Origin of the sequence: Snodgrassella sp. M0110, assembly GCF_016101465.1 — a bacterium.
In the GTDB taxonomy this organism is placed as follows: domain Bacteria; phylum Pseudomonadota; class Gammaproteobacteria; order Burkholderiales; family Neisseriaceae; genus Snodgrassella; species Snodgrassella alvi.
Genome location: NZ_JACFQM010000011.1, coordinates 35,767 through 55,595, shown reverse-complemented (window position 1 = coordinate 55,595; position 19,829 = coordinate 35,767). Strand labels below are relative to the sequence as shown.

Below are 19,829 nucleotides of genomic sequence, written 5' to 3'. Positions count from 1 at the left end.
TGACAAAGATTATGAGAGGCCTACGAAAAATGTCCTTATAGCACTTATTACTTCATTAGAATACCGAAGTTTTATTGATGATTTTTGGGATGATGAAAATGTTTTAAAAAAAGACGAGCGGTTTCATGAATTATTAGAAAATATGGATGATACTGTTTATTCTTATAAAAGTTTTATGGAGTCTGATTATTGGATAGAACTTCGCAAAGCAGCGAAAGAACTCTTAGATGCAACAGAGGTAGGGTTTTATCCAGACATTCCTAAGCCTATAGAATTTGATTATTTACAAGAGTTAGTTGATCCGCCTGAATTTTGTGATTAAAAACTATTTATTAACAGGGATTACAATATGTAATCCCTGTTTTATATTTTCTGTACACAATGGTCAAACCATTAAGCAGTAACCTAATAGTACAAATCAAGTTAATGAAAAAGTACCTATTAAATTAGTTTTTGTTGCAGAAAAAGAGGTGAGTGGTCAGTTATTTGGTTTGGGCATGGACATGAAAATGACACGCCAATTAATTAGAATGGATCATCATACTCCCGCACCAGATCATAGTGGATAAAAGGAAAAGAAACATTATGAGCCAGAATATTGGATAGATGGTAATTTTCATTATCATATTTTAAAATGGAATCAATAAAAGTTAATTCTATTAAGGATAAAAGATGGAATTTCCTCCTATATGGGAAACAGTTTATTATGATATGTCTGTATCTTGGATGCTAGTATCATTTATGACATTAGAACCAGAGCAACAACTGCAATATTTTGAATATCCGCCTTTATATCTAAATGACAAAGATTATAATAGACCTACGAAAAATGTTCTCATTGCTCTTTCAAACGCTTTATATGATTATCCATTCATCAATGAATATGATGAAGGAAGTATTTTAGTAAAAGATGAACAGTTTCGAAATCTATTAGAGACTACCGATCGTACCATTTATTCTTATGAAAGCTTTATGTTATCAAACTATTGGTCAAGTCTTAGAAGAACTGCAAAAGAGCTTTTAGAAGAAGCTGAATTGGGAGTGTATCCTGACATTCCTAAGCCGATAGAATTTGGTTATTTAGTAGAGATATTTGATCCGCCCGATAATTTAATAAAAGAGTTACTTGATCCGCCTAAATTTTGGGATTAAAAACTATTTACTAACAGGGATTACAATATGTAATCCCTGTTTTATATTTTCTGAACACAATAGTCAAACCATTAAGCAGTAACCTAATCATCATATTCTCGCGCTAGATCATGGTGGACTAGATGGAAAGAAAAAATTGAGATAAATTATTGGATAGATGGTAATTTCCATTATCATATTTTAAAATAGAATCAATAAAAGACAATTCTATTAAGGATAAAAGATGAAACCTCCTATATGGGAAACAGTGTATTATGATTCGGCAGATTATTGGATGCTAGTATCATTTATGACATTAGAACCAGAGCAACAACTGCAATATTTTGAATATCCGCCTTTATATCTAAATGACAAAGATTATAATAGGCCTACGAAAAATGTCCTTAGAGCACTTTTTCTTACATTACAAGACCTAAATTTTATTTATGATTTTGATGATGAAAATATTTTAAAAAAAGACGAGAAGTTTCAGAAATTAATAAGTGATCGTGATAATGCTGCTTATTCTTATGAGAGTTTTATGGAGTCTGATTATTGGATAGAACTTCGCAAAGCAGCGAAAGAACTCTTAGATGCAACAGAGATAGGGTTTTATCCAGACATTCCTAAGCCTATAGAATTTGATTATTTAGTAGAGATATTTGATCCGCCTGAATTTTGTGATTAAAAACTATTTACTAACAGGGATTACAGTATGTAATCCCTGTTTTATATTTTCTGCACACAATGGTCAAACCATTAAGCAGTAACCTAATAGTACAAATCAAGTTAATGAAAAAGTACCTATTAAATTAGTTTTTGTTGCAGAAAAAGAGGTGAGTGGCCTAGTTATTTGGTTTGGGCATGGACATGAAAAAAACACGCCAATTAATTAGAATGGATCATCATACTCCCGCGCCAGATCATGGTAGACTAGATGGAAAGAAAAAAATTGAGATAAATTATTGGATAGATGGTAATTTCCATTATCATATTTTAAAATGGAATCAATAAAAGACAATTTTATTAAGGATAAATGATGAAACCTCCTATATGGGAAACAGTGTATTGTGATATTGCAGCATATTGGATGCTACTATCATTTATGACATTAGAACCAGAGCAACAACTGCAATATTTTGAATATCCACCTTTATATCTAAATGACAAAGACTATGAGAGGCCTACGAAAAATGTCCTTTTCGCACTTCTTATTACATTACAAGGGAGAAGTTTTATTGATGATTTTTGGGATGATGAAAATGTTTTAAAAAAAGACGAGCAGTTTCATAAATTATTAGATGGTGGTGACAATACTGTTTATTCTTATGAAAGTTTTATGGAGTCTGATTATTGGATAGAACTTCGCAAAGCAGCGAAAGAACTTTTAGATGCAACAGAGGTAGGGTTTTATCCAGACATTCCTAAGCCTATAGAATTTGATTATTTAGAAGAGTTAGTTGATCCGCCTGAATTTTGTGATTAAAAACTATTTACTAACAGGGATTACAGTATGTAATCCCTGTTTTATGTTTTCTGCACACAATGGGCAAACTATTAAGCAGTAACCTAATAGTACAAATCAAGTTAATGAAAAAGTACCTATTAAATTAGTTTTTGGTGCAAAAGGAAAAGCGAGTGGTCAGTTATTTGGTTTAGACATGGACATGAAAAAAAACATGCCAATTACATCATACTCCCGCACCAGATCATAGTGGATAAAAGGAAAAGAAACATTATGAGCCAGAATATTGGATAGATGGTAATTTCCATTATCATATTTTAAAATGGAATCAATAAAAGACAATTCTATTAAGGATAAAAGATGAAACCTCCTATATGGGAAACAGTGTATTATGATTCGGCAGATTATTGGATGCTAATATCATTTATGACATTAGAACCAGAGCAACAACTGCAATATTTTGAATATCCGCCTTTAAATCAAAATGACAAAGATTATGAGAGGCCTACGAAAAACGTCCTTTTAGCACTTATTATTTCATTAGAATTGCGAAGTTTTATTGATGATTTTTGGGATGATGAAAATGTTTTAAAAAAAGACGAGCGGTTTCATAAATTATTAGAAAATATGGATGATACTGTTTATTCTTATGAAAGTTTTATGGAGTCTGATTATTGGATAGAACTTCGCAAAGCAGCGAAAGAACTCTTAGATGCAACAGAGGTAGGGTTTTATCCAGACATTCCTAAGCCTATAGAATTTGATTATTTACAAGAGTTAGTTGATCCGCCTGAATTTTGGGATTAAAAGCTATTTGTTAACAGGGATTACAATATGTAATCCCTGTTTTATGTTTTCTGCATAGGCAAACCATACACATGAAACATAATACTTAGTAGATAGTGAGTGTCCTTACAGTGAAGTGGTGTTAGAGCCATCATACTCCCGCACCAGATCATAGTGGATAAAAGGAAAAGAAACATTATGAGCCAGAATATTGGATAGATGGCAATTTCCATTATCATATTTTAAAATGGAATCAATAAAAGACAATTCTATTAAGGATAAAAGATGAAACCTCCTATATGGGAAACAGTGTATTATGATTCGGCAGATTATTGGATGCTAATATCATTTATGACATTAGAACCAGAGCAACAACTGCAATATTTTGAATATCCACCTTTAAATCAAAATGACAAAGATTATGAGAGGCCTACGAAAAATGTCCTTATAGCACTTATTACTTCATTAGAATACCGAAGTTTTATTGATGATTTTGATGATGAAAATATTTTAAAAAAAGACGAGCAGTTTCATGAATTATTAGAAAATATGGATGATACTGTTTATTCTTATAAAAGTTTTATGGAGTCTGATTATTGGATAGAACTTCGCAAAGCCGCGAAAGAACTCTTAGATGCAACAGAGATAGGGTTTTATCCAGACATTCCTAAGCCTATAGAATTTGATTATTTAGAAGAGTTAGTTGATCCGCCTGAATTTTGTGATTAAAAACTATCTTTAACAAGATACATTAGTTCTGATATCAATCAATGTGTTAAAATACGTGATAACAATTGTCGCCTTGAAAAATTTCTTTTATTCCTATAAAAAATTTCAATCTTAACTATTGGAAGGTCCTATATGAAAGTTGAAACCGCTATTGAGATGCTTCAAGAAATTAAAAATACTATTTTCTCTCAAGATTATTCAATTAAAAATGACGATCTTGCTATTTTTACACAGATAGAAACAATTATTTGCAAAAAATCATCAACGTGTTCTCAAATACCAGTAGAAATAAAGAAACTACTTTCTTTATGTGAAGATGAGTCATTACATTTACTAATTAATACTGTATATACCCCATTAACACCAAAACTTTTAATAAAAGAATATACTACTGATGAAGAATATGCTTCATTCATAAGCTTACAAATGGATTATAATATTATTTCAGAAGATGCTGAAAAGAAAGATTTAGAAGGACTCAGTTATGACGATACACAGAAAGATTACATAGATACAACAATATCATATGAGTTAATGCCTTTATACGATAGTGGTTCATGTTGTTTTATTTTGATTGATTTGAGAGAACAATATTTTGGGCGCCTTATCAATTCTGTTTCTGGGTATTCTAATGTGTTAGCCCCAAATTTATATGCACATATTGACGACTTAATTGACGGTCTTAAAAATGAATACTACACCTATGATCCCGATTGGGGTGATATCGAATATCCTTTATCATGGTATCAAAGAAAGTTATTGAGGACAGGTGAGTATTACTATGACTCATCATTAGGCAAAGTCATGAAGCTCTAAAAAATCTATTTAGCATGTTTTAAAATATAATCGGTCACTATTTTTTCTGCTTCTAATGTCAGATGGTTCAATAGTTGTTTTACTGTTATATCTTTATAATATCCTATGTAATTTTTTGTTCACCAAAGGCTTTCCCTGCAATATCTACACCTGCAAAAGGATATATAAATTATGCTCAGCAAATTATGCATCTCTTCGTGAAACGGTCTATCATCTGTACAGCTTGGTTCGTATGCAGACCTGAAAAATGATGTAACAAATGTTGGACTGATTTCTTGGCAGGGAATTCGGACTAGAAAGCTAATTGAGGAGGATGAGAAAGATTTCCATAACCAAAATATTATTTCGCATAATAATTATTATGTTAAATTTTATTATACCGTTCTTAATATACTAAAATCAGTATTTTGACTTACTTTCTGGTAAAAAATCAGGATTTAATACCCGTGACTTGCTTTTCTCCAAGGTTCTGAAATAACATCTCTGCCAAGTCTGTCAAGCTCTTTACTATGGTAAAGATCCAGACATTTTAGGAAATCAAATTTAAGCCCTTTTACCTCTGTCTCAGCTAATGGATTGAAATAATCACGGGATAAATAAGAATTTACCAATACAATTTGTCTTTCTATGCTGTTGTCAATGCTATAAGCAATCCAATCCTGTAGCGCACTGGCGCTACTTCCGGCGTCTATGGCTGCATGTTTATCATCTTTATATGCATTAGCTATACAAGTGGCAAAAACCATATCTTTATAGTTCTTTAAAAAATTACGGTTTGGAGCCTCTGGTGACATGGCAATTCAGCATATGGATTAAAATAATCACGTGAGAGATACTTATCTATTAAATTGTGCACAGCCTCAGTTTCGTTTAAATCGAAGTACGTCCAATCAATTAATGCACTCGCACTACTTCCGGCATCTTTTGGCGCTGATTTGTCACCACGATATGCCTTAGCTATACAACGTCCTAAAACTATATCTTTAAAATTTTGTAAGTTTGTACGTTTATATGCTTCAGGTGACATGGCATTTAAATGAAGTTCTGATGCACCACATAATAAAGTTGAAAATAATAAACAACAGCTATACAAGATTTTTAATTTCGCCATTTTTATTTTAATCCCCTTATTTAAATCAGATATTTTTGTTTTTTATTCAAATTGTCTAATATATCAAATTTAATATCATATCCTTAACTTGCTTTTCTTTTTCACTGTGATCAGAAAATTAAATCTTAATTTTTTACTTTAGCTTAAGCCAATTATTTTTTACCTTGTCGTGTGGATGTGAAATCATTTTTCTTGCAAGAGTATCAAGCTCTTTACTGTGATAAAGGTCTAAACATTTTAAAAAATCAAATTTGATACCCTTTATCTCTGCCTCGGCAAGCGGGTTAAAATAATTACGTGAAAGATATGTATTAACTATATTGTGCCTCCACTATTGGATTAAAATAATTACGAGATAAATAAGAATTAATTATTTTAAACTCTTCATTTACGCTTTCATTTATATCGTAAGAAACCCATTGCTGTAATGCACCTTCACTACTACCAACATCTTTTACTATATCTTTATTATCTTTATATGCTTTAGTTAAACAAGATGCAAAGACCATATCCTTATAGTTTTGTATAAAAGTACGTTTTGGTGCATCTGGATAATCATGTTTAAATGTATGTTTTGGGATATCTGATGCGACACATATTAAAGGTAATAATAAAAAACAGCTATAAAAAATTTTTAATTTCGCCTTTTTCATTTTAATCCTCTTATTTAAATCAAATATTTTTGTTTTTTATTCAAATTGTCTAATATATCAAATTTAATATCCTTGACTTGTTTTTCTTTGGGGATATGGAACGACTTTTCTGGCAAGTTTATCAAGCTCTTTACTATGATAAAGGTCCAGACATTTTAAAAAGTCAAATTTAAGACCTTTAACTTCTGATTCAGCCAATGGATTAAAATAATCACGTGATAAATAAGAATTAATCAATCTCGTTTTTTCATCTATACTTTTACCAAGGTCGTAATCAATCCAGTCCTGTAGAGCAGTTACACTGCTTCCTGCATCTATCCCTGCATTTCCATCATCTTTATAAGCCTTTGCTACACAAGATGCAAAAACCATATCTTTAAAGTTTTGGATAAAAGTTCGATTTATTGCTTCAGGTGTCATGGCATTTAAATGAAGCTCTGATGCATTACATATTGATGACAATAATAAACAACTGCATAAAATTTGTAATTGAATTTTTTTCATTTTAACCCCCAAAAATAAGCGCGATCTGTTATATAATCTGCTTCTGGTTCATTTTCTCTAAAATAACAATGATCGTAATATGTGTTCCCGTTAAATAGCGTAGCATGGCCTATAGCGTCAGACCACCCTGAAATTTAGAATAAAATTATTCTTTTCTTCCAATCACAGTGGGATATTTTATAATTTTAGGTTCCCTCATTGTGTTTTCAAAAAATCAATTAAATAACTTGCTCGATAATCGTACCAATTTTTATCTTTTCTAGATACAGTTTTTCTACCTGCAGGTGTTATCTTTAATCCTGAAAAGTTCAAAATGTAACTCATGCGAACAGCACAAGTGTTATTCCATTTTTGTTTGGGATCTTCATTATAAATATTACGGGCAACTTGACCGCCAATGATTCCAGCAACTCGATCTCATCGTTCTTGTTTAGTATCATTTTTATTGTAGATTATCTGAGAATCAGCCCAGGCTTTACTAAAAAGTGGACGTATACCCTGCTGCGGTCTGTTTATATTTTGGTGTCTGTTAACTTGTTGCGGTTTACCCCCTTTTGTAATTCCCTTTAAAGAAATTAAGTTTTTGTATTTGAAAATTTGCTGCGATATCTGAACATACCAAACATCAAATTTCGCAGCAATCCCGAATATTATGTTTGCATAGATACTATGTTTAAATTATTTTTGTTTCCAGCGTTGCTGAGATTCACGAATAATACTTTTTGCCTCGCCTATATCGCCCCAATGTGTTACTTGAGTTGTACCGGCCTTTTTTAAATCTTTATAGTGGTTAAAATGAAATTCAATTTGTTTTATTAATTGTGCTGGTAAGTCGGCCAATGTTTGAATTGCATTTGCATTATTGCGATCGTCGGCTGGTACAACAACAATTTTGTCATCCACTTCGCCATCATCAACAAATTTCATTACGCCAATAATTCTGGCTTCCAGATAAATACCGGTAGTCAATGGCTGATCGGTAATGATTAATGCATCCAGTTCATCACCATCTTCATCCAGTGTTTGCGGTATGAACCCATAGTTGGTTGGTTTAGCAAAAATAACAGGTTCAACGCGATCCAGTTTCATGGTAGCCAGTTTTCTGTCCCATTCTATTTTATGGTTTGATCCGGCCGGAATTTCAACTACTACATTAATAATACCGCCGTCTACATTACCAGCATCTAGAATCTGATTAAAATCTGCCATAATTAAATGTCCTGCTTTAAAGTTTAAGTAGGCGTATTGTAAACAATGGTTTTTTGTTTGCCCATATTTTATTTAAATTTTACCGGGTAAAAAACAATTCATAGCTATTCGTATTCGAAAGTATTTACTAAAAGGCAAACTATGATTAAATTTGCCTTTTGGATTAAAACTAGATTTTATAGCCGTTCAGTTCTTTGATTTTGCTTTCAGATTTTTTTATGACACAATTATCATAATTTATTTGAGTTTCAGTAAGATTCTGGGCTGTTGGTCTGGAAAGGCAATATTGGTTTACCTCATCAGACCACTGTTCAAAAGTCTGATTCAGGTTCTGTTGTATATCTTCCGGAATTGTTGACCAAGTTAAGTTTACTCTTTTTAACGCATCAGCTGCCATTTTATCCATTTGAGCTGTTTTTTCCTGTTTTATATCAGCCAGAGAAGATGACTGTTCATCCAGTAAACTTTGGGCTCTGCTATTTAGCATCATGGTTTCGCAATACTGATTAGCTACCTGTTGTGCTAATGGTGTGCTGTAACCTGATAAAGAACAATTAGCTGCTAATGCGGTGCTATCCCAATCTTTCTGTTCTTGCTGCACTGTTGCTTTGAAATCAGGATCAAGACCAGCCCATACAGAGCGTAAATTAGCTACTGCATTAGCACGCTCTTGCTGAAATTTAATCAATAGTTTATTGAGTTCTTCAGGTGTTTTTTTATTAAGATTCAAACCTGTTTCATCTGTGTCTGCTTCCGAAGTTGTATCACTGGGTTGCTGGGCATTCACTGTGATAACACTACTGGCCATACTGGCTGAAAGAGTATTTTGGTCATTAACAGGGGAAGTATTTGCTCTATTGCTGAAAAAAATAAAAAACATCGCTACAAGTATGATTATTCCAATCATGATAATTAAAATAATCTTGACACTGTTACTGTGAGATTGCTGATTTTGAACCTGAGCAGGCTGTTCTATAAATACTGGGATTGATTCATCCTGAGATTCTACAGATTCTGGGAAGGATATATTTGTATTTATAGGCTGTTGCTTTTGATTTGATAAGAGTAAAGCTTTTTGAGCTTCATACTCTTCTTTAGTAATCGCCCCTTTTTCAAGCAAATCAAATAATGCTTCCAATTCTTCAGTTATAGAAGATTTATCCATACCCTAATCCTTTAATGCAGACTGTTCATATATAAAGGTTATAACATAAATTAAAGATTTATTTATAGCAAATTTTTATTTGTTTCTGGAATCCGGGCATTGAAATTATTTTTGATGTTACTTGAAATTTGATTCTTATAGTCTCAATAGATTTATAACTTAAAAATTATTTCATCGACAGTCATCAATGGTGAAAATAGTACCTTTTATTTTAAGGTAATAATATGAATGGTTTAAAAGAACACTTAAAAAAAGCGCGGTTTGAAAAAGGAATAAGTCAAAGGAAATTAGCAACCAGAATTGGCAGAGCCCAGTCGGCAATTGCTGCCCTTGAATCAGGACGCAATAAAGAAAGTACAAATATAGCAACAATTGCACAGGTACTTGGTGTCGACCCTGTATGGTTGGAAACTGGTAATGGACAAATGAAAAATGCTTATAAATTAGATGAAATAATTTATGAGAATCAAGCACGAAACGGATATATTCAATTCAAGCAAATTGACTTATTCGCAGACTCTGAAACTGATAAATTCAAAGATTCTAATATACATATCGTGGCGATGGTGTATATGTGATTGCTACCCCGAAGAATCTGCTTGTTAAGCGTATACAAGCTAAGTGATAATAAAAATTATGCCCAAGAAATCATTACACGTACAAAGCTGAAATCTTTCCATATTTATGGAAAGATTTCAGCTGCTTTTGCATTCAAAACTATGTAAAAACACAAAAGGCTTGATTTAAGGCAGCACAAATGGGAATTGTGGTGGGGGATCATCAGGGGATTGAACATCCCGACAAGAAACGTTGAGGGCATGATTCCAAACATCCAAGGCCTCAGGGTTTATTTCGCCAGTATTAACCCCCTCTTTAATTGCTGCTTGATAGTCTTCTTCTGACATCGATTTTTGTATCTCTTTAATAGCACATTCACAGCGAGCCTTACCAAAAAAATCGCCAAACGTACAATAGCTCATATAACTATCGATAGTTGGTTGGCTATACTCATAAGCAAACCCCATTGATGTCACTGAACAAGCCAATATAACAAAAGCAATACGAACTAAACAATGCATATCAACCAACCCCTTACTACATGTTAACCTAAATATATTGATCCATAAATGTTACGAAATAATAACTATAAAAGCTATTATAAAAAACTATACATTTTCTGACTAAAAAATTCATAATATTCCTCGATCCAGATTCTATAACCTAAATAAAAAATTTAGGGCATTTGTTTCGGGATTTTGTGGAGAAAAAACATGGGTCGACGAATCTGCAATACGCGCGCGTTTCTGGCAGTTTACTAAAGTTAATCAAGGTTATTTAGACACACAATGCAGCTAAGATTGACAGCAATTATGCAAATTGCATGAAAAAATAAAAACTCAATGGGCTATTCATTAAAACCCAAAAAAAAACATATAACCTATTGAATTTAAGAAATTAATTTGTGGTGGGTCGTCAGGGGATCGAACCCTGGACAAATGGATTAAGAGTCTGATAAATAATTATCTAAGTTATTGTTTTTTAATAAATGAACCGCCTGCGTATTTTAGTTCATTTACCTTAGTTTTAGTTTAGTTTGGCTTAAATAAGGCAAAAATTATTTGTCATTAAAATTCGATTTCTACAACTAAACCCGTAGTTTTGCTTCTATGTATAAGCATTAACTATTATTCAGTTGTCGTGATTATTTTTATATTAATTGCCCTACTCTCTTCTTAATATCAGTATAAAAATTACTTTAATAAAGCTAAATTAAATTTTGCCAATCTCGTTACAGAATCCAGTCGTTATGGAGATCATAACAACTGAATCAAATTATCAGAATTCAACCGTTATGGAGATCGAAACGGTTGGGTGAAATATCTAAAATTCAGTTGTTGTGGAGCTCACCACGACTGATTAACAATTGCCAGAATTCAACTGTGGTGTTCTCCACCACGGTTGATGATGTACGTAGTCTTAAAGCAGATAATGCCAATTTGATTAACTAACCCAAGCCAGCTAACCGCTGGCTTTTTTATTGGAGAATAAAAATGGAAGCTAAAGAAAAACAGTTCATAATTACTCAAGAATGGCTTGAAGAAATGAAAGCTTGTAAAGATGGGCTTCAAGCTTTTAAACAGCATTTCCCTAATGGCGGAGAAGCTTTAGAGGTATTGAAGCGATGCGGAGAGTTAGGTTATGAAGAGTTAGATTATAGAGATTTTGGAGAATGGTTAGTAGATTGCTTGCCTCCCACTTATCCACCTTTAGAACTTAATAATTTAATAGGTAATCTTTTTTACCCCGGTGATGTACATATTAAAGGCGATGTTTCTACTCAAGAGCTTATTTACATCAAAGGTAGTCTTAATGTAGATGGAAAATTAACAGCCAACAGAAAAGGAAGGGTCTTCGCTTACTTTGTAAATGCTGATAAGATTGATATTAGTGGAGGTACACGAATTTGCGCAGAAATTAAAGCTAATAGTATAAGCTTGCGTGATTATGCTAGGCTTAGCAGAGATGTTATAGCTAAGGTTATTAATTCTAAAAATAGTCGAATCCGTGGTAGTGTTGATGCAGATGAAATTATCAACGATGGTGGATTGATTGATGGAAGTGTTAACACTTTCACCATTGAAAATATTAATGGTGGTAGAGTTAAAGGAAAGATTACCTATAAGCGAGCGCATATCGACCAGGTAAAGGAGATGATTTAACTGCTTTACCAGACCATATGCTAGGCCAGTAATAACCGGTTACCCTACTGCGTGAAAAAGCAGCAATTTTGACCTCATCCCCTTGATTACCGCCTAGTACCATCAGATTATTTTTTGCGTCTACTCCCACAACAAAACCAACATGACCGCCACCCTGCCGGGTAAAGGTAACAATACAGCCATATGCGGGTTTATCTAGCTTGGTCATTAATTGAGCATTATCCCACTCTCTGGCTCTGAACCAGTTTTTGACCACATATCGCCCAGTTTCACCCAAACAGTGCCCGACAAATAAGCCACACCATGGCGTTTCATCATCACGCCACCATGCTTTGCTTTCCGTACTGTACTTACCCATATCATCAAGCCATTTTATGATTGTCGGGTTGTGTTTAGCGCCTTTAATCTCACGCAAACCGATGTGCCTGCGTGCCTCACTAATCCATGATAATTCATTCATTGCTAAACCTTTCATGCATAAAAAAAGCAGCCATAACGGCTGCTGTGTATAGATAATTTAAATTTATTCTTGTATTATTGAACTGCTTCAAAACTTCTTACCACGATTAACCCTCAGAGACTCCCCTCCGTCATGAGGGTATTTTTTTGACATGAAAAAAGCTGCCTACTGGCAGCTTATTCAATTCTTTAAAATTCACTTAGTCCATTTAATATCAAGCTTGCGCTTGTTTTCGGCACAATCCTTTAAATACATATTCATTAAAACCTGATACGGCAATCCGGTTTCATCAGCCATATCTTTGAAATAAGTAATACTATCTTCATCAATCCGAATAGTGATTGTTTTCTTTAGCTGTCCTGAATACGGATTACGTTTTGCCTGACTAAAATCGTACTCTTTTTTCATAAATGTGCCTCGTACTGTTTGCGTTCTTGCTTGGTGGCCGTCCTTGCTGAAATCAAACGGATTGTATTGCCTCTTTCGCAATGAATAACCACTAATACACGTAAATTTTCACTCATCCCTAGCAATATGAAACGGTCTTCATCTTCGGAATGATCTGGATCATTAATTATTAAAGCATTTTCGTCCCAAAATACCGTAACAGCTTCATCAAATGATACACCGTGCTTTTTGATATTGCTTGCTGCTTTTTCCTGACTCCATTCAAAGCCATTAATCATTCTATCCCCTTAGTTGTAAATATATTATATTTATATTTTAAAGATATAACAAGTAGTTAATTCTTATAAAGATGATTTTTTCATATCATCTATATTTATAACTGTATCAATGGCACCAGCACTCCAAGATGAATTTTTACGATGTGTTAAAGCAGATAATGAAATTACATCTAAATGGCCAAATTTATCAAAAACCTGATCAAGAAAATCCCAACTTGTCGAATCTTTTTTCGACATCATATATACAATCGCTTCATAGTCTGGAGATAATTGTCGAATATAATCATGAACGGGTTTAGAACCATAACTTCTCAATTGATAATAAAGTGAAGGAATAACAGGACCGAATCTCCAACGAACAAAGTTATCATCAATCAAAATACCATCTTCAAAGTTCTTTAAATAAAAGAACTGAGCAAAGTACATCAGTTTTTGGATCTTCATAGGAGTTAAATCATTAATTCCTTTTTCTTTTGCTAACTTAATAATAGAATTAGCCACTGAAACAGCAGAATAAGCCATAAACAAATGTCCTTTAAAAGCAGCTCAGAGGCTGCAATAAAAAGCCAGTGCATGGCTGGCTTGAATCTGTTACACAATCAAATCACTATAAACATTTGATACTGAAATGGGGTGGTACCCAAATCTCCCATATTCACCCCTAACTATTTGATAATTATAAATTTAGGGTGGTACCCAAACCTATGTATCATGCATCATAGCAGTTGATTGCGTAACAGAATCAAGTTAGCCATGCAGCCGGCACCCTATTTATGCTTATCATCTGTATCACCGATTATCTTTTCTGCTCTGTTACACACAGCATTAATCAGTTTTTTAGCCAGCTTCGGCGCAGTTGCTTTGAATGCGTCTAACAGAGATTTCGAAGCCATTCCGGCAAACACACCGGCACCGGCAAACAGCCACGGGTGATTCTGCGTGAAGAAATACTCTGTTATAGCGGCTGAAAAAACCATCCCTATAATGATGAATGTCACAGTAAGCATTACCCCGTAGCGTCGGTAATCAGACACTACCAGCGAGCCAAGAAAGCCACCGGCAAGGGCAAAACATGTTGCCAGTGTAAATGCTTCATTCATCATTCACCGCCTTTTTTATCTTCTGCCTGTTGTGTGTTTTTAATCAGATTTCTGCCGGCCAGTGCACAGATGATGGCAATCAGTGGATAGGTGGTCATGCCTGTGGACAGTGGCGGATAGGCGGCGATAAACGTTCCTGATATCACGAACCAGATCAGCGCCGACCACAACAGGCAACACCCGGATAAAATATTGCTGCGGCTGGAATGAAAAAAGGCAGCAAATAGCTGCCCGATTGCGACTACTATTAAAATCGTGACGAATACCTTAGGGTATAAATGCGGGAATTTACCGTATAGATCCTCCTTAATTATCTCGTCACCATGCAGGCCAAACACCAGCGCAAAACCCAGCATAGCGAATCCGTTCAGTACTTCGATTATTCGCGTGCCGGTACCGAATAGCCAGTTTTGCAGTTTGTCCGGTAGAAACCGCAAATCAAGCAGCCAGTACAGCCATTTAATTGCTTTTGTCATGATATATTTACTCCATAAAAAATGCCCTGTTACAGGCGTATTATTTAAGCTAAATTTTTGGCTAAATCAGCTATTAATCCCTCAAAGAATTGTATAAATTGTTTTTTAAAAATAGGATTGGTGAGTATCTCGCCTATAAGCTTAGTTCCGTTGTATGTAAAATCAATTTTTAGCGTTTCCGTGGCTCCGGCTGATGCCTTCGAATCTGCCGATTTCGGGCTGGCATCGTTGGCTAACTTATTACTAACTGATAAATTCTGCGTTTCAATTTTTGACACTTTTACCAGATCAGTTAAGCCGTCTTTCGTATTAGCCAAACCACCATTTTTTAGCTGTGGCGGCAGACTAATATTTGCCGGAAGAGTAGGAATATTCAATTTATCGACGGTTAAATCATCAATTTTTCCTTTCCCTGAAATAAAACCGATCACAGAATTTTCACTCTCTGCCTGTTCTTTTTTCTTCCTTTCTTCTTCCTTAGCCTGATTATCTCTTGCTGATGAGCCAAAACTACCGATTGCCTTAGCTGCATCAGTTAAAGATGTTCCTGCTGTATCCAGTTTTTCAGCGGCTTTTTTGGTTTTTTCCTGTAATTGCTTGTCCCGCTCAATTTGATCTAAGTAAGCTTTTGCCTGCTTTAGCTGTTCAGATGTTGCCCCCTGTTTTTTCAGATCGTAAAGCTGTTTCTGAGTATCATTCATTCTCAGTTTTGCTACCTGATCGCTTAAGCTGTTTAACGCCTGCGTTACTTGCATTTGCGCCTGTAGTTGCTCAACCACCTTATTAGTAGCCTGTGCCTGTCGGATTGTTTCGTCTGATGCGTTTTTCGCAGCAAGCTGAAAAGCTATTAAACCATCTTTACCGCCTGATAATTCTGCCGCAAGCTCTTGAGCCTTAGTTCTCATGTCTTGCAAATAATTATTGTTTTCTTCGCGGTATTTTTGCTCAGTCTCAAGAGCTTTCTGATGAGCATATAGTTTCTGCGTATCCTCAACTTTAGCCTTGGCTGCCGTAAGTTCTGCCTGTGTCGCTCCTTTCCGCGCCATGGTTTCTAACGCTATTTGCTGCTTGGATATTTCGATCTGTTCCGAAGTTTTGCCAAAGTTTTTAACCGTTTCGGCAATTTGATCATGAGCACTGTTAATTGCTTCTGACAGTTTACCGACTTCCAGCTTATTGGTTTCTGCATTAACTTTCTTAACAAGCTCTTCTACAGCTTTTATTTCTGCTTCATTTGTGGTTTTAGATTTAAACTAATTTAATAATTCCTGAGCATTTTGCCGGATTAGTTGCTCTTCTGATTTCCCTAACTCTTTTGCTGCTTTTTCTGTGTTGTCAGTAAGCTTTTGCATTTTATCTTTAAGTTCGATAGCTTCCTTGCCTAAAGGAGCAAGATTAGCAGCGGCTTGCTGATTTTCATTTTGCTTTTTCTGTGATTGCTTCCCTTCTTTTTCTTCCTGTTTTGTTTTAAGTGTTACTGTCCCTCCTAACTGAAAATTGCCATTAGAATCATGAGTAAGATCGTATAGAAGCCCGCCTAAAGTTTCTGTTTCATTTTTTAGAATACCAATTTTTCTTAAAATCTTATCAAAAAAGTCACTAATCGGATTAGATGCATCCTCACCCTTAAAAAAAGCAATTAACGATTTACCCGCTTCATAAACAGTGTATATGGCTGCGCCAACAGCCAGAATTGGAGCAGCAGCCGCAGCAAAAGCAATCGCCAGGGTACCCAGACGCGTCGCGGCTAATGCAGCCATACTTGCCCGTATGGTCGACAGACTTTTGATGATATTGCCAAACGTCCCAGCCATTGCCGTGCTTTTTATTAAGCCAAGCGAAGCTGCATATACACCATTAGCCTGCGCTGCCTTTGTTGCAACAGATGCCTGTAACACTAACGATGCGGTAAAGGCGGTTACTTCAGCAGTTGCGGCCAGCAAATAAGCTGTAAGCTTTAATCCTAAAAAGCCGACAACAGCCGTCGCAATCAGATCAATGTTATTGGCTACCAGCTGCAAGGCATCAGCAAGCAATTTCGCCACACCAGTCGCTTCGCCACTGCCGCCTATAAACATAGTAAGCTGAGTTTTGATGTTCTGTAATGATTGATCAATCGTGCGGCTGGTTTTAGAAAAATCTGACTGAATCTGCGTAGACTGATTCAAAATTGCTTCAGCAAGCTGCTGCGATGTGATTTTGCCTGTACTGCCTAATGTCTTTAACGCCCCAACTGATACACCCATACCTTTTGCAATTGCCATTGCCAAGCCGGGAGCCTGTTCCAATACTGAATTGAGTTCGTCACCGCTTAGCTTGCCGGAAGCCATAGCCTGACCTAATTGGATAAGCGCGTTTTCCTGAGCCTGCGCACTACCGCCGCCAATTACCATTGCTTTACTAATCAAATCAGTAACTGTTAACAGCTTTTGACCGGAAAGCCCTGATTGATCTGATGCCTGAGCCAGTCGCTGATAAATTGCCGCTGTTGCATCTAAGCTTTGTCCGGTACTACTTGAAACGCGTGCTATTTCGGCGCGTACTTCTTTTAACTGTTGCTCTGACTGAGTAACCAGCTTGATACGATTGGTTAGTGTCGTATAGGTGTCCAGCATTCCTTTAGCTTCACCAATACCAAAAGCCCCGATTGTGAATTTTGCGATAGTAGAAAATGCATTTTTTATTGCTGGCGCAGTGGCTTTCACCTTGTCTAATTCAGTTTTTAATTTTTCTACTTCGCCCTGAACCTGTTTAATTTCTTCTCTGCTTCCAGGAACAAGTCCTACTCCGGCAATCTCTTTTGCTGATGTTTTTAATTGGTTAATTTCGTTCTTTAAGGATTCAAGCTGTCTAGTCCATCGGGTAGAAACAGCAAGATTTTGCTGGGCTGCTGCGGTCATTTTTTCAATGCCGGCACTAGTCTGAGCCTGTGATTGCGTCCAGCTTTTGGTAATGGCAACTAATAATCTAAATTGCTTGTTGTATTCTGCTATTGCCCTGGTAACCTTATCAACTTTGCCGGCTGTCTGATTCAGTAATTCAACGACTTTTTTCTGTTCACCAATAAAGCCGGCAGAATCGCCGATTTTAATATTTACAGATAAATCGGTTTTGAATTTCAGATCATCTTTTAACTGGCTTATTTCGCTGCGAATCTGCCTAACACCTCCTAATGAAGCATCGCCAACATTAACACCATCGAAAGCTTGCAAAGCAGATTTAGCCAGTAAAACATTTTCCCTGAATCTCACATATTGTGCAGACGCTTTGCTTACACTATCAGCACCTTTAGACAGAGAAGCAGAGGCTTTATCGACATAAGACACAAAGCTGCTTTGAGTTTGCGATAATTTTTTTACCTCTACTGAGGTGCTATTAAGTTTTTTCGCATAGCCCGCCACAGCCTGTACAATCTTGTCAAATTTAATCGTCAGCTGTTCGGACAAATTTATGATACGCGGCTGTTCACTAATGAACTGCGCATCATCTAGACTGATTTTGGCGGTTAATTCAGCTATATCAGACATGGCAGACTCCAATAAAAAAGCAGCCCGAAGGCTGCAATAGAAAAGCCAGCGCATGGCTGGCTTGAATTTGTTACACAATCAAATAATAAGCAAATTTTATACTCAATTATCCATACTAAAAAACAACTTTTAAATATGCGCTAATATTCATTAGAGAATTAATTTATTCATTTCATCAAATAGATAAGGTGCTATTGATATAATTTTCTGATGTTTCTCAGCTTGTTTAAACTCCTCAATTGAATTAAACATTTCCGCTCTAGCTTCTACTTTACCAATTTGGCGTATTAAAACATCTCTACCATCAGTTGTAAGCCATTGATGAAATTTAGCTTTACGTGAACCATCATCACGTATATTTAGTTTATCTAGTTCTGCTTTGATATATCCATTTTCAATAGGAGCATAGATATAAGTATTAATGAACTTTCCATAATATTTGGGTCTATTCTTTGAAGTAGTCGTCTCATTACCATACAATCTATCAAGTTGATAAAAAAAAGAATCAGGGAATGTTTTTACCCACTTTCTTAAACTATCAGCAATATATCTTGATAATAGAACTCGTAAAGCATCATTGGATCTAACTTTTTGATACCCAGTAGCCTCATCAATAACACCCGCAATACCAACTCTAGCAAAAGCAGACTGAAGAATTTCAGCTTCTAAGGCTAATTTTTTCTGATTCTCGGTTAAAACTCCATCTCTTCTAGCTTGTAAATATATTTCGCACATATCAACAAGTAACTCTGAATTATAGCCACTTTTTATAGTGCTTCCATCTTTATATTTAATCAAAATGGTCCTACTAATAACATCTTGATTTATATATGGTTTTAAGTTCTTTGCAGCTAAAAAGGGGGGGATTGTGGTCCCATCTATTTCAAGCCGGGAATTTATGCCTTTTCTTGAACGCTTAAATGCTTTAAAAACAGACGTGGCTGTTAAAACTCTAGTTTCATCATTTAAAACTGCACACTGTAATTCCATTTCTCCTATAGGAAGAGCTCCAGACAATAAAGCATAGCGTAAATTATTTTTTGATTTATCATTTGCCCCATTATCAAAAGATGTATCTATAGCATCAATAATTTGCTTTTTTTTAGACATAAATTGTTCCTTTACAAATTAAACATTAAATTAGATATACATTTATTCTATTGTTCATCTAAACAAGCTAATAAATCACCGTCTGTAGTTTTATGACAAAAAGCAAAATGACTTATACCTTTCAAATAATAATCTTTATTGTTAATTTAATTTATACTATTGTATCAGCAAGTTAATTTTG

Annotated in this window: 29 protein-coding genes; 11 read left to right on the top strand and 18 right to left on the bottom strand. The window is 35.0% G+C overall.

All coding sequences use genetic code 11. The features are described from left to right. The 8 genes from H3T84_RS10985 to H3T84_RS10950 form a co-directional block, all read left to right on the top strand. On the top strand, positions 1 to 322 hold a 322-nt coding region (locus H3T84_RS10985), incomplete at its 5' end, for a hypothetical protein (RefSeq protein WP_198219130.1). Between the two features lie 350 nt (positions 323 to 672). Continuing rightward, positions 673 to 1,152, top strand: coding sequence for a hypothetical protein (locus tag H3T84_RS10980; RefSeq protein WP_198219129.1), 480 nt, complete (start codon positions 673 to 675; stop codon positions 1,150 to 1,152). Between the two features lie 223 nt (positions 1,153 to 1,375). Beyond that, complete coding sequence (locus tag H3T84_RS10975) at positions 1,376 to 1,819, top strand: hypothetical protein (protein WP_198219128.1); 444 nt, start codon at positions 1,376 to 1,378, stop codon at positions 1,817 to 1,819. A gap of 182 nt (positions 1,820 to 2,001) precedes the next feature. Then, positions 2,002 to 2,145: a hypothetical protein gene (locus H3T84_RS10970; RefSeq protein ID WP_174833360.1), complete on the top strand. Its 144-nt coding sequence runs from the start codon at positions 2,002 to 2,004 to the stop codon at positions 2,143 to 2,145. Between the two features lie 25 nt (positions 2,146 to 2,170). Beyond that, a complete protein-coding gene (locus tag H3T84_RS10965) occupies positions 2,171 to 2,617 on the top strand; it encodes a hypothetical protein (protein WP_100115677.1) in 447 nt (148 codons plus the stop codon). A gap of 339 nt (positions 2,618 to 2,956) precedes the next feature. Beyond that, positions 2,957 to 3,403: a hypothetical protein gene (locus H3T84_RS10960; protein ID WP_198219127.1), complete on the top strand. Its 447-nt coding sequence runs from the start codon at positions 2,957 to 2,959 to the stop codon at positions 3,401 to 3,403. Positions 3,404 to 3,667: 264 nt separating this feature from the next. Beyond that, complete coding sequence (locus tag H3T84_RS10955) at positions 3,668 to 4,111, top strand: hypothetical protein (protein WP_198219126.1); 444 nt, start codon at positions 3,668 to 3,670, stop codon at positions 4,109 to 4,111. Positions 4,112 to 4,243: 132 nt separating this feature from the next. Next, positions 4,244 to 4,927 carry a hypothetical protein gene (locus H3T84_RS10950; protein ID WP_198219125.1) on the top strand — a complete coding sequence of 228 codons (684 nt, stop codon included), beginning with the start codon at positions 4,244 to 4,246 and terminating at the stop codon, positions 4,925 to 4,927. Between the two features lie 437 nt (positions 4,928 to 5,364). On the opposite strand, the gene H3T84_RS10945 is transcribed toward H3T84_RS10950, so the two are convergent. From H3T84_RS10945 to H3T84_RS10910, 8 genes are all read right to left on the bottom strand, one after another. After that, positions 5,365 to 5,721: a type VI secretion system amidase immunity protein Tai4 gene (locus H3T84_RS10945; RefSeq protein WP_198219124.1), complete on the bottom strand. Its 357-nt coding sequence runs from the start codon at positions 5,719 to 5,721 to the stop codon at positions 5,365 to 5,367. Next, positions 5,688 to 6,038, bottom strand: a complete 351-nt coding sequence (locus tag H3T84_RS10940) for a T6SS amidase immunity protein Tai4 family protein (protein WP_198219123.1) — start codon at positions 6,036 to 6,038, stop codon at positions 5,688 to 5,690. The genes H3T84_RS10945 and H3T84_RS10940 overlap by 34 nt, the downstream gene beginning before the upstream one ends. Before the next feature lie 133 nt (positions 6,039 to 6,171). Next, positions 6,172 to 6,303, bottom strand: coding sequence for a T6SS amidase immunity protein Tai4 family protein (locus tag H3T84_RS12535; RefSeq protein ID WP_370524135.1), 132 nt, complete (start codon positions 6,301 to 6,303; stop codon positions 6,172 to 6,174). 46 nt (positions 6,304 to 6,349) lie between these two features. Next, on the bottom strand, positions 6,350 to 6,691 hold the full coding sequence (locus H3T84_RS10930) for a type VI secretion system amidase immunity protein Tai4 (protein ID WP_198219122.1): 342 nt from the start codon (positions 6,689 to 6,691) through the stop codon (positions 6,350 to 6,352). A 63-nt stretch (positions 6,692 to 6,754) separates the two neighbouring features. Then, complete coding sequence (locus H3T84_RS10925; RefSeq protein WP_198219121.1) at positions 6,755 to 7,195, bottom strand: type VI secretion system amidase immunity protein Tai4; 441 nt, start codon at positions 7,193 to 7,195, stop codon at positions 6,755 to 6,757. Positions 7,196 to 7,390: 195 nt separating this feature from the next. After that, positions 7,391 to 7,570, bottom strand: coding sequence for a T6SS effector amidase Tae4 family protein (locus H3T84_RS12530; protein WP_370524134.1), 180 nt, complete (start codon positions 7,568 to 7,570; stop codon positions 7,391 to 7,393). A 303-nt stretch (positions 7,571 to 7,873) separates the two neighbouring features. After that, positions 7,874 to 8,404, bottom strand: a complete 531-nt coding sequence (locus tag H3T84_RS10915) for an inorganic diphosphatase (RefSeq protein WP_198219119.1) — start codon at positions 8,402 to 8,404, stop codon at positions 7,874 to 7,876. A gap of 169 nt (positions 8,405 to 8,573) precedes the next feature. Beyond that, a complete protein-coding gene (locus H3T84_RS10910) occupies positions 8,574 to 9,569 on the bottom strand; it encodes an SHOCT domain-containing protein (protein WP_198219118.1) in 996 nt (331 codons plus the stop codon). Between the two features lie 224 nt (positions 9,570 to 9,793). Between H3T84_RS10910 and H3T84_RS10905 the strand changes: the two genes are divergently transcribed. Next, positions 9,794 to 10,147, top strand: coding sequence for a helix-turn-helix domain-containing protein (locus H3T84_RS10905; RefSeq protein ID WP_198219117.1), 354 nt, complete (start codon positions 9,794 to 9,796; stop codon positions 10,145 to 10,147). Between the two features lie 165 nt (positions 10,148 to 10,312). On the opposite strand, the gene H3T84_RS10900 is transcribed toward H3T84_RS10905, so the two are convergent. Further along, a complete protein-coding gene (locus tag H3T84_RS10900) occupies positions 10,313 to 10,648 on the bottom strand; it encodes a hypothetical protein (RefSeq protein ID WP_198219116.1) in 336 nt (111 codons plus the stop codon). A gap of 789 nt (positions 10,649 to 11,437) precedes the next feature. Between H3T84_RS10900 and H3T84_RS10895 the strand changes: the two genes are divergently transcribed. Both H3T84_RS10895 and H3T84_RS10890 read left to right on the top strand, forming a co-directional pair. After that, positions 11,438 to 11,578, top strand: coding sequence for a hypothetical protein (locus H3T84_RS10895; protein ID WP_198219115.1), 141 nt, complete (start codon positions 11,438 to 11,440; stop codon positions 11,576 to 11,578). Positions 11,579 to 11,620: 42 nt separating this feature from the next. Further along, entirely contained in the window at positions 11,621 to 12,289 is a 669-nt protein-coding gene (locus H3T84_RS10890) for a hypothetical protein (RefSeq protein WP_198219114.1), read from the top strand. Here H3T84_RS10890 and H3T84_RS10885 read toward each other — a convergent pair. From H3T84_RS10885 to H3T84_RS10845, 9 genes are all read right to left on the bottom strand, one after another. Further along, on the bottom strand, positions 12,243 to 12,749 hold the full coding sequence (locus tag H3T84_RS10885; protein WP_198219113.1) for a TIGR02594 family protein: 507 nt from the start codon (positions 12,747 to 12,749) through the stop codon (positions 12,243 to 12,245). The genes H3T84_RS10890 and H3T84_RS10885 overlap by 47 nt on opposite strands. Positions 12,750 to 12,944: 195 nt before the next feature. Continuing rightward, positions 12,945 to 13,157: a BrnA antitoxin family protein gene (locus H3T84_RS10880; RefSeq protein WP_025330149.1), complete on the bottom strand. Its 213-nt coding sequence runs from the start codon at positions 13,155 to 13,157 to the stop codon at positions 12,945 to 12,947. Then, positions 13,154 to 13,435 (bottom strand): BrnT family toxin, encoded by a 282-nt coding sequence (locus H3T84_RS10875; RefSeq protein ID WP_198219112.1) that lies wholly within the window; start codon positions 13,433 to 13,435, stop codon positions 13,154 to 13,156. Before H3T84_RS10875 ends, H3T84_RS10880 begins: the two co-directional genes overlap by 4 nt. Before the next feature lie 63 nt (positions 13,436 to 13,498). Continuing rightward, on the bottom strand, positions 13,499 to 13,957 hold the full coding sequence (locus H3T84_RS10870; RefSeq protein WP_198219111.1) for a Panacea domain-containing protein: 459 nt from the start codon (positions 13,955 to 13,957) through the stop codon (positions 13,499 to 13,501). Between the two features lie 245 nt (positions 13,958 to 14,202). Next, positions 14,203 to 14,535, bottom strand: coding sequence for a hypothetical protein (locus H3T84_RS10865; RefSeq protein ID WP_174832920.1), 333 nt, complete (start codon positions 14,533 to 14,535; stop codon positions 14,203 to 14,205). Then, on the bottom strand, positions 14,535 to 15,011 hold the full coding sequence (locus H3T84_RS10860) for a hypothetical protein (RefSeq protein ID WP_198219110.1): 477 nt from the start codon (positions 15,009 to 15,011) through the stop codon (positions 14,535 to 14,537). The genes H3T84_RS10865 and H3T84_RS10860 overlap by 1 nt, the downstream gene beginning before the upstream one ends. A gap of 44 nt (positions 15,012 to 15,055) precedes the next feature. Next, complete coding sequence (locus tag H3T84_RS10855) at positions 15,056 to 16,057, bottom strand: hypothetical protein (protein ID WP_198219109.1); 1,002 nt, start codon at positions 16,055 to 16,057, stop codon at positions 15,056 to 15,058. 207 nt (positions 16,058 to 16,264) lie between these two features. After that, positions 16,265 to 18,538: a tape measure protein gene (locus tag H3T84_RS10850; RefSeq protein ID WP_198219108.1), complete on the bottom strand. Its 2,274-nt coding sequence runs from the start codon at positions 18,536 to 18,538 to the stop codon at positions 16,265 to 16,267. Between the two features lie 150 nt (positions 18,539 to 18,688). After that, positions 18,689 to 19,648: a P63C domain-containing protein gene (locus tag H3T84_RS10845; protein ID WP_198219107.1), complete on the bottom strand. Its 960-nt coding sequence runs from the start codon at positions 19,646 to 19,648 to the stop codon at positions 18,689 to 18,691. Positions 19,649 to 19,829: the final 181 nt, after the last annotated feature.

Excerpts from the sequence above, each read along its gene's own strand:
- H3T84_RS10980 (WP_198219129.1), top strand. The coding sequence starts at position 673 with ATGGAATTTCCTCCTATATGGGAAACAGTTTATTATGATATGTCTGTA.
- H3T84_RS10975 (WP_198219128.1), top strand. The coding sequence starts at position 1,376 with ATGAAACCTCCTATATGGGAAACAGTGTATTATGATTCGGCAGATTAT.
- H3T84_RS10970 (WP_174833360.1), top strand. The coding sequence starts at position 2,002 with ATGAAAAAAACACGCCAATTAATTAGAATGGATCATCATACTCCCGCG.
- H3T84_RS10965 (WP_100115677.1), top strand. The coding sequence starts at position 2,171 with ATGAAACCTCCTATATGGGAAACAGTGTATTGTGATATTGCAGCATAT.
- H3T84_RS10960 (WP_198219127.1), top strand. The coding sequence starts at position 2,957 with ATGAAACCTCCTATATGGGAAACAGTGTATTATGATTCGGCAGATTAT.
- H3T84_RS10955 (WP_198219126.1), top strand. The coding sequence starts at position 3,668 with ATGAAACCTCCTATATGGGAAACAGTGTATTATGATTCGGCAGATTAT.
- H3T84_RS10950 (WP_198219125.1), top strand. The coding sequence starts at position 4,244 with ATGAAAGTTGAAACCGCTATTGAGATGCTTCAAGAAATTAAAAATACT.
- H3T84_RS10945 (WP_198219124.1), bottom strand. The coding sequence starts at position 5,721 with ATGTCACCAGAGGCTCCAAACCGTAATTTTTTAAAGAACTATAAAGAT.
- H3T84_RS10940 (WP_198219123.1), bottom strand. The coding sequence starts at position 6,038 with ATGGCGAAATTAAAAATCTTGTATAGCTGTTGTTTATTATTTTCAACT.
- H3T84_RS10930 (WP_198219122.1), bottom strand. The coding sequence starts at position 6,691 with ATGAAAAAGGCGAAATTAAAAATTTTTTATAGCTGTTTTTTATTATTA.
- H3T84_RS10925 (WP_198219121.1), bottom strand. The coding sequence starts at position 7,195 with ATGAAAAAAATTCAATTACAAATTTTATGCAGTTGTTTATTATTGTCA.
- H3T84_RS10915 (WP_198219119.1), bottom strand. The coding sequence starts at position 8,404 with ATGGCAGATTTTAATCAGATTCTAGATGCTGGTAATGTAGACGGCGGT.
- H3T84_RS10910 (WP_198219118.1), bottom strand. The coding sequence starts at position 9,569 with ATGGATAAATCTTCTATAACTGAAGAATTGGAAGCATTATTTGATTTG.
- H3T84_RS10905 (WP_198219117.1), top strand. The coding sequence starts at position 9,794 with ATGAATGGTTTAAAAGAACACTTAAAAAAAGCGCGGTTTGAAAAAGGA.
- H3T84_RS10900 (WP_198219116.1), bottom strand. The coding sequence starts at position 10,648 with ATGCATTGTTTAGTTCGTATTGCTTTTGTTATATTGGCTTGTTCAGTG.
- H3T84_RS10890 (WP_198219114.1), top strand. The coding sequence starts at position 11,621 with ATGGAAGCTAAAGAAAAACAGTTCATAATTACTCAAGAATGGCTTGAA.
- H3T84_RS10885 (WP_198219113.1), bottom strand. The coding sequence starts at position 12,749 with ATGAATGAATTATCATGGATTAGTGAGGCACGCAGGCACATCGGTTTG.
- H3T84_RS10880 (WP_025330149.1), bottom strand. The coding sequence starts at position 13,157 with ATGAAAAAAGAGTACGATTTTAGTCAGGCAAAACGTAATCCGTATTCA.
- H3T84_RS10875 (WP_198219112.1), bottom strand. The coding sequence starts at position 13,435 with ATGATTAATGGCTTTGAATGGAGTCAGGAAAAAGCAGCAAGCAATATC.
- H3T84_RS10870 (WP_198219111.1), bottom strand. The coding sequence starts at position 13,957 with ATGGCTTATTCTGCTGTTTCAGTGGCTAATTCTATTATTAAGTTAGCA.
- H3T84_RS10865 (WP_174832920.1), bottom strand. The coding sequence starts at position 14,535 with ATGAATGAAGCATTTACACTGGCAACATGTTTTGCCCTTGCCGGTGGC.
- H3T84_RS10860 (WP_198219110.1), bottom strand. The coding sequence starts at position 15,011 with ATGACAAAAGCAATTAAATGGCTGTACTGGCTGCTTGATTTGCGGTTT.
- H3T84_RS10855 (WP_198219109.1), bottom strand. The coding sequence starts at position 16,057 with ATGGCGCGGAAAGGAGCGACACAGGCAGAACTTACGGCAGCCAAGGCT.
- H3T84_RS10850 (WP_198219108.1), bottom strand. The coding sequence starts at position 18,538 with ATGTCTGATATAGCTGAATTAACCGCCAAAATCAGTCTAGATGATGCG.
- H3T84_RS10845 (WP_198219107.1), bottom strand. The coding sequence starts at position 19,648 with ATGTCTAAAAAAAAGCAAATTATTGATGCTATAGATACATCTTTTGAT.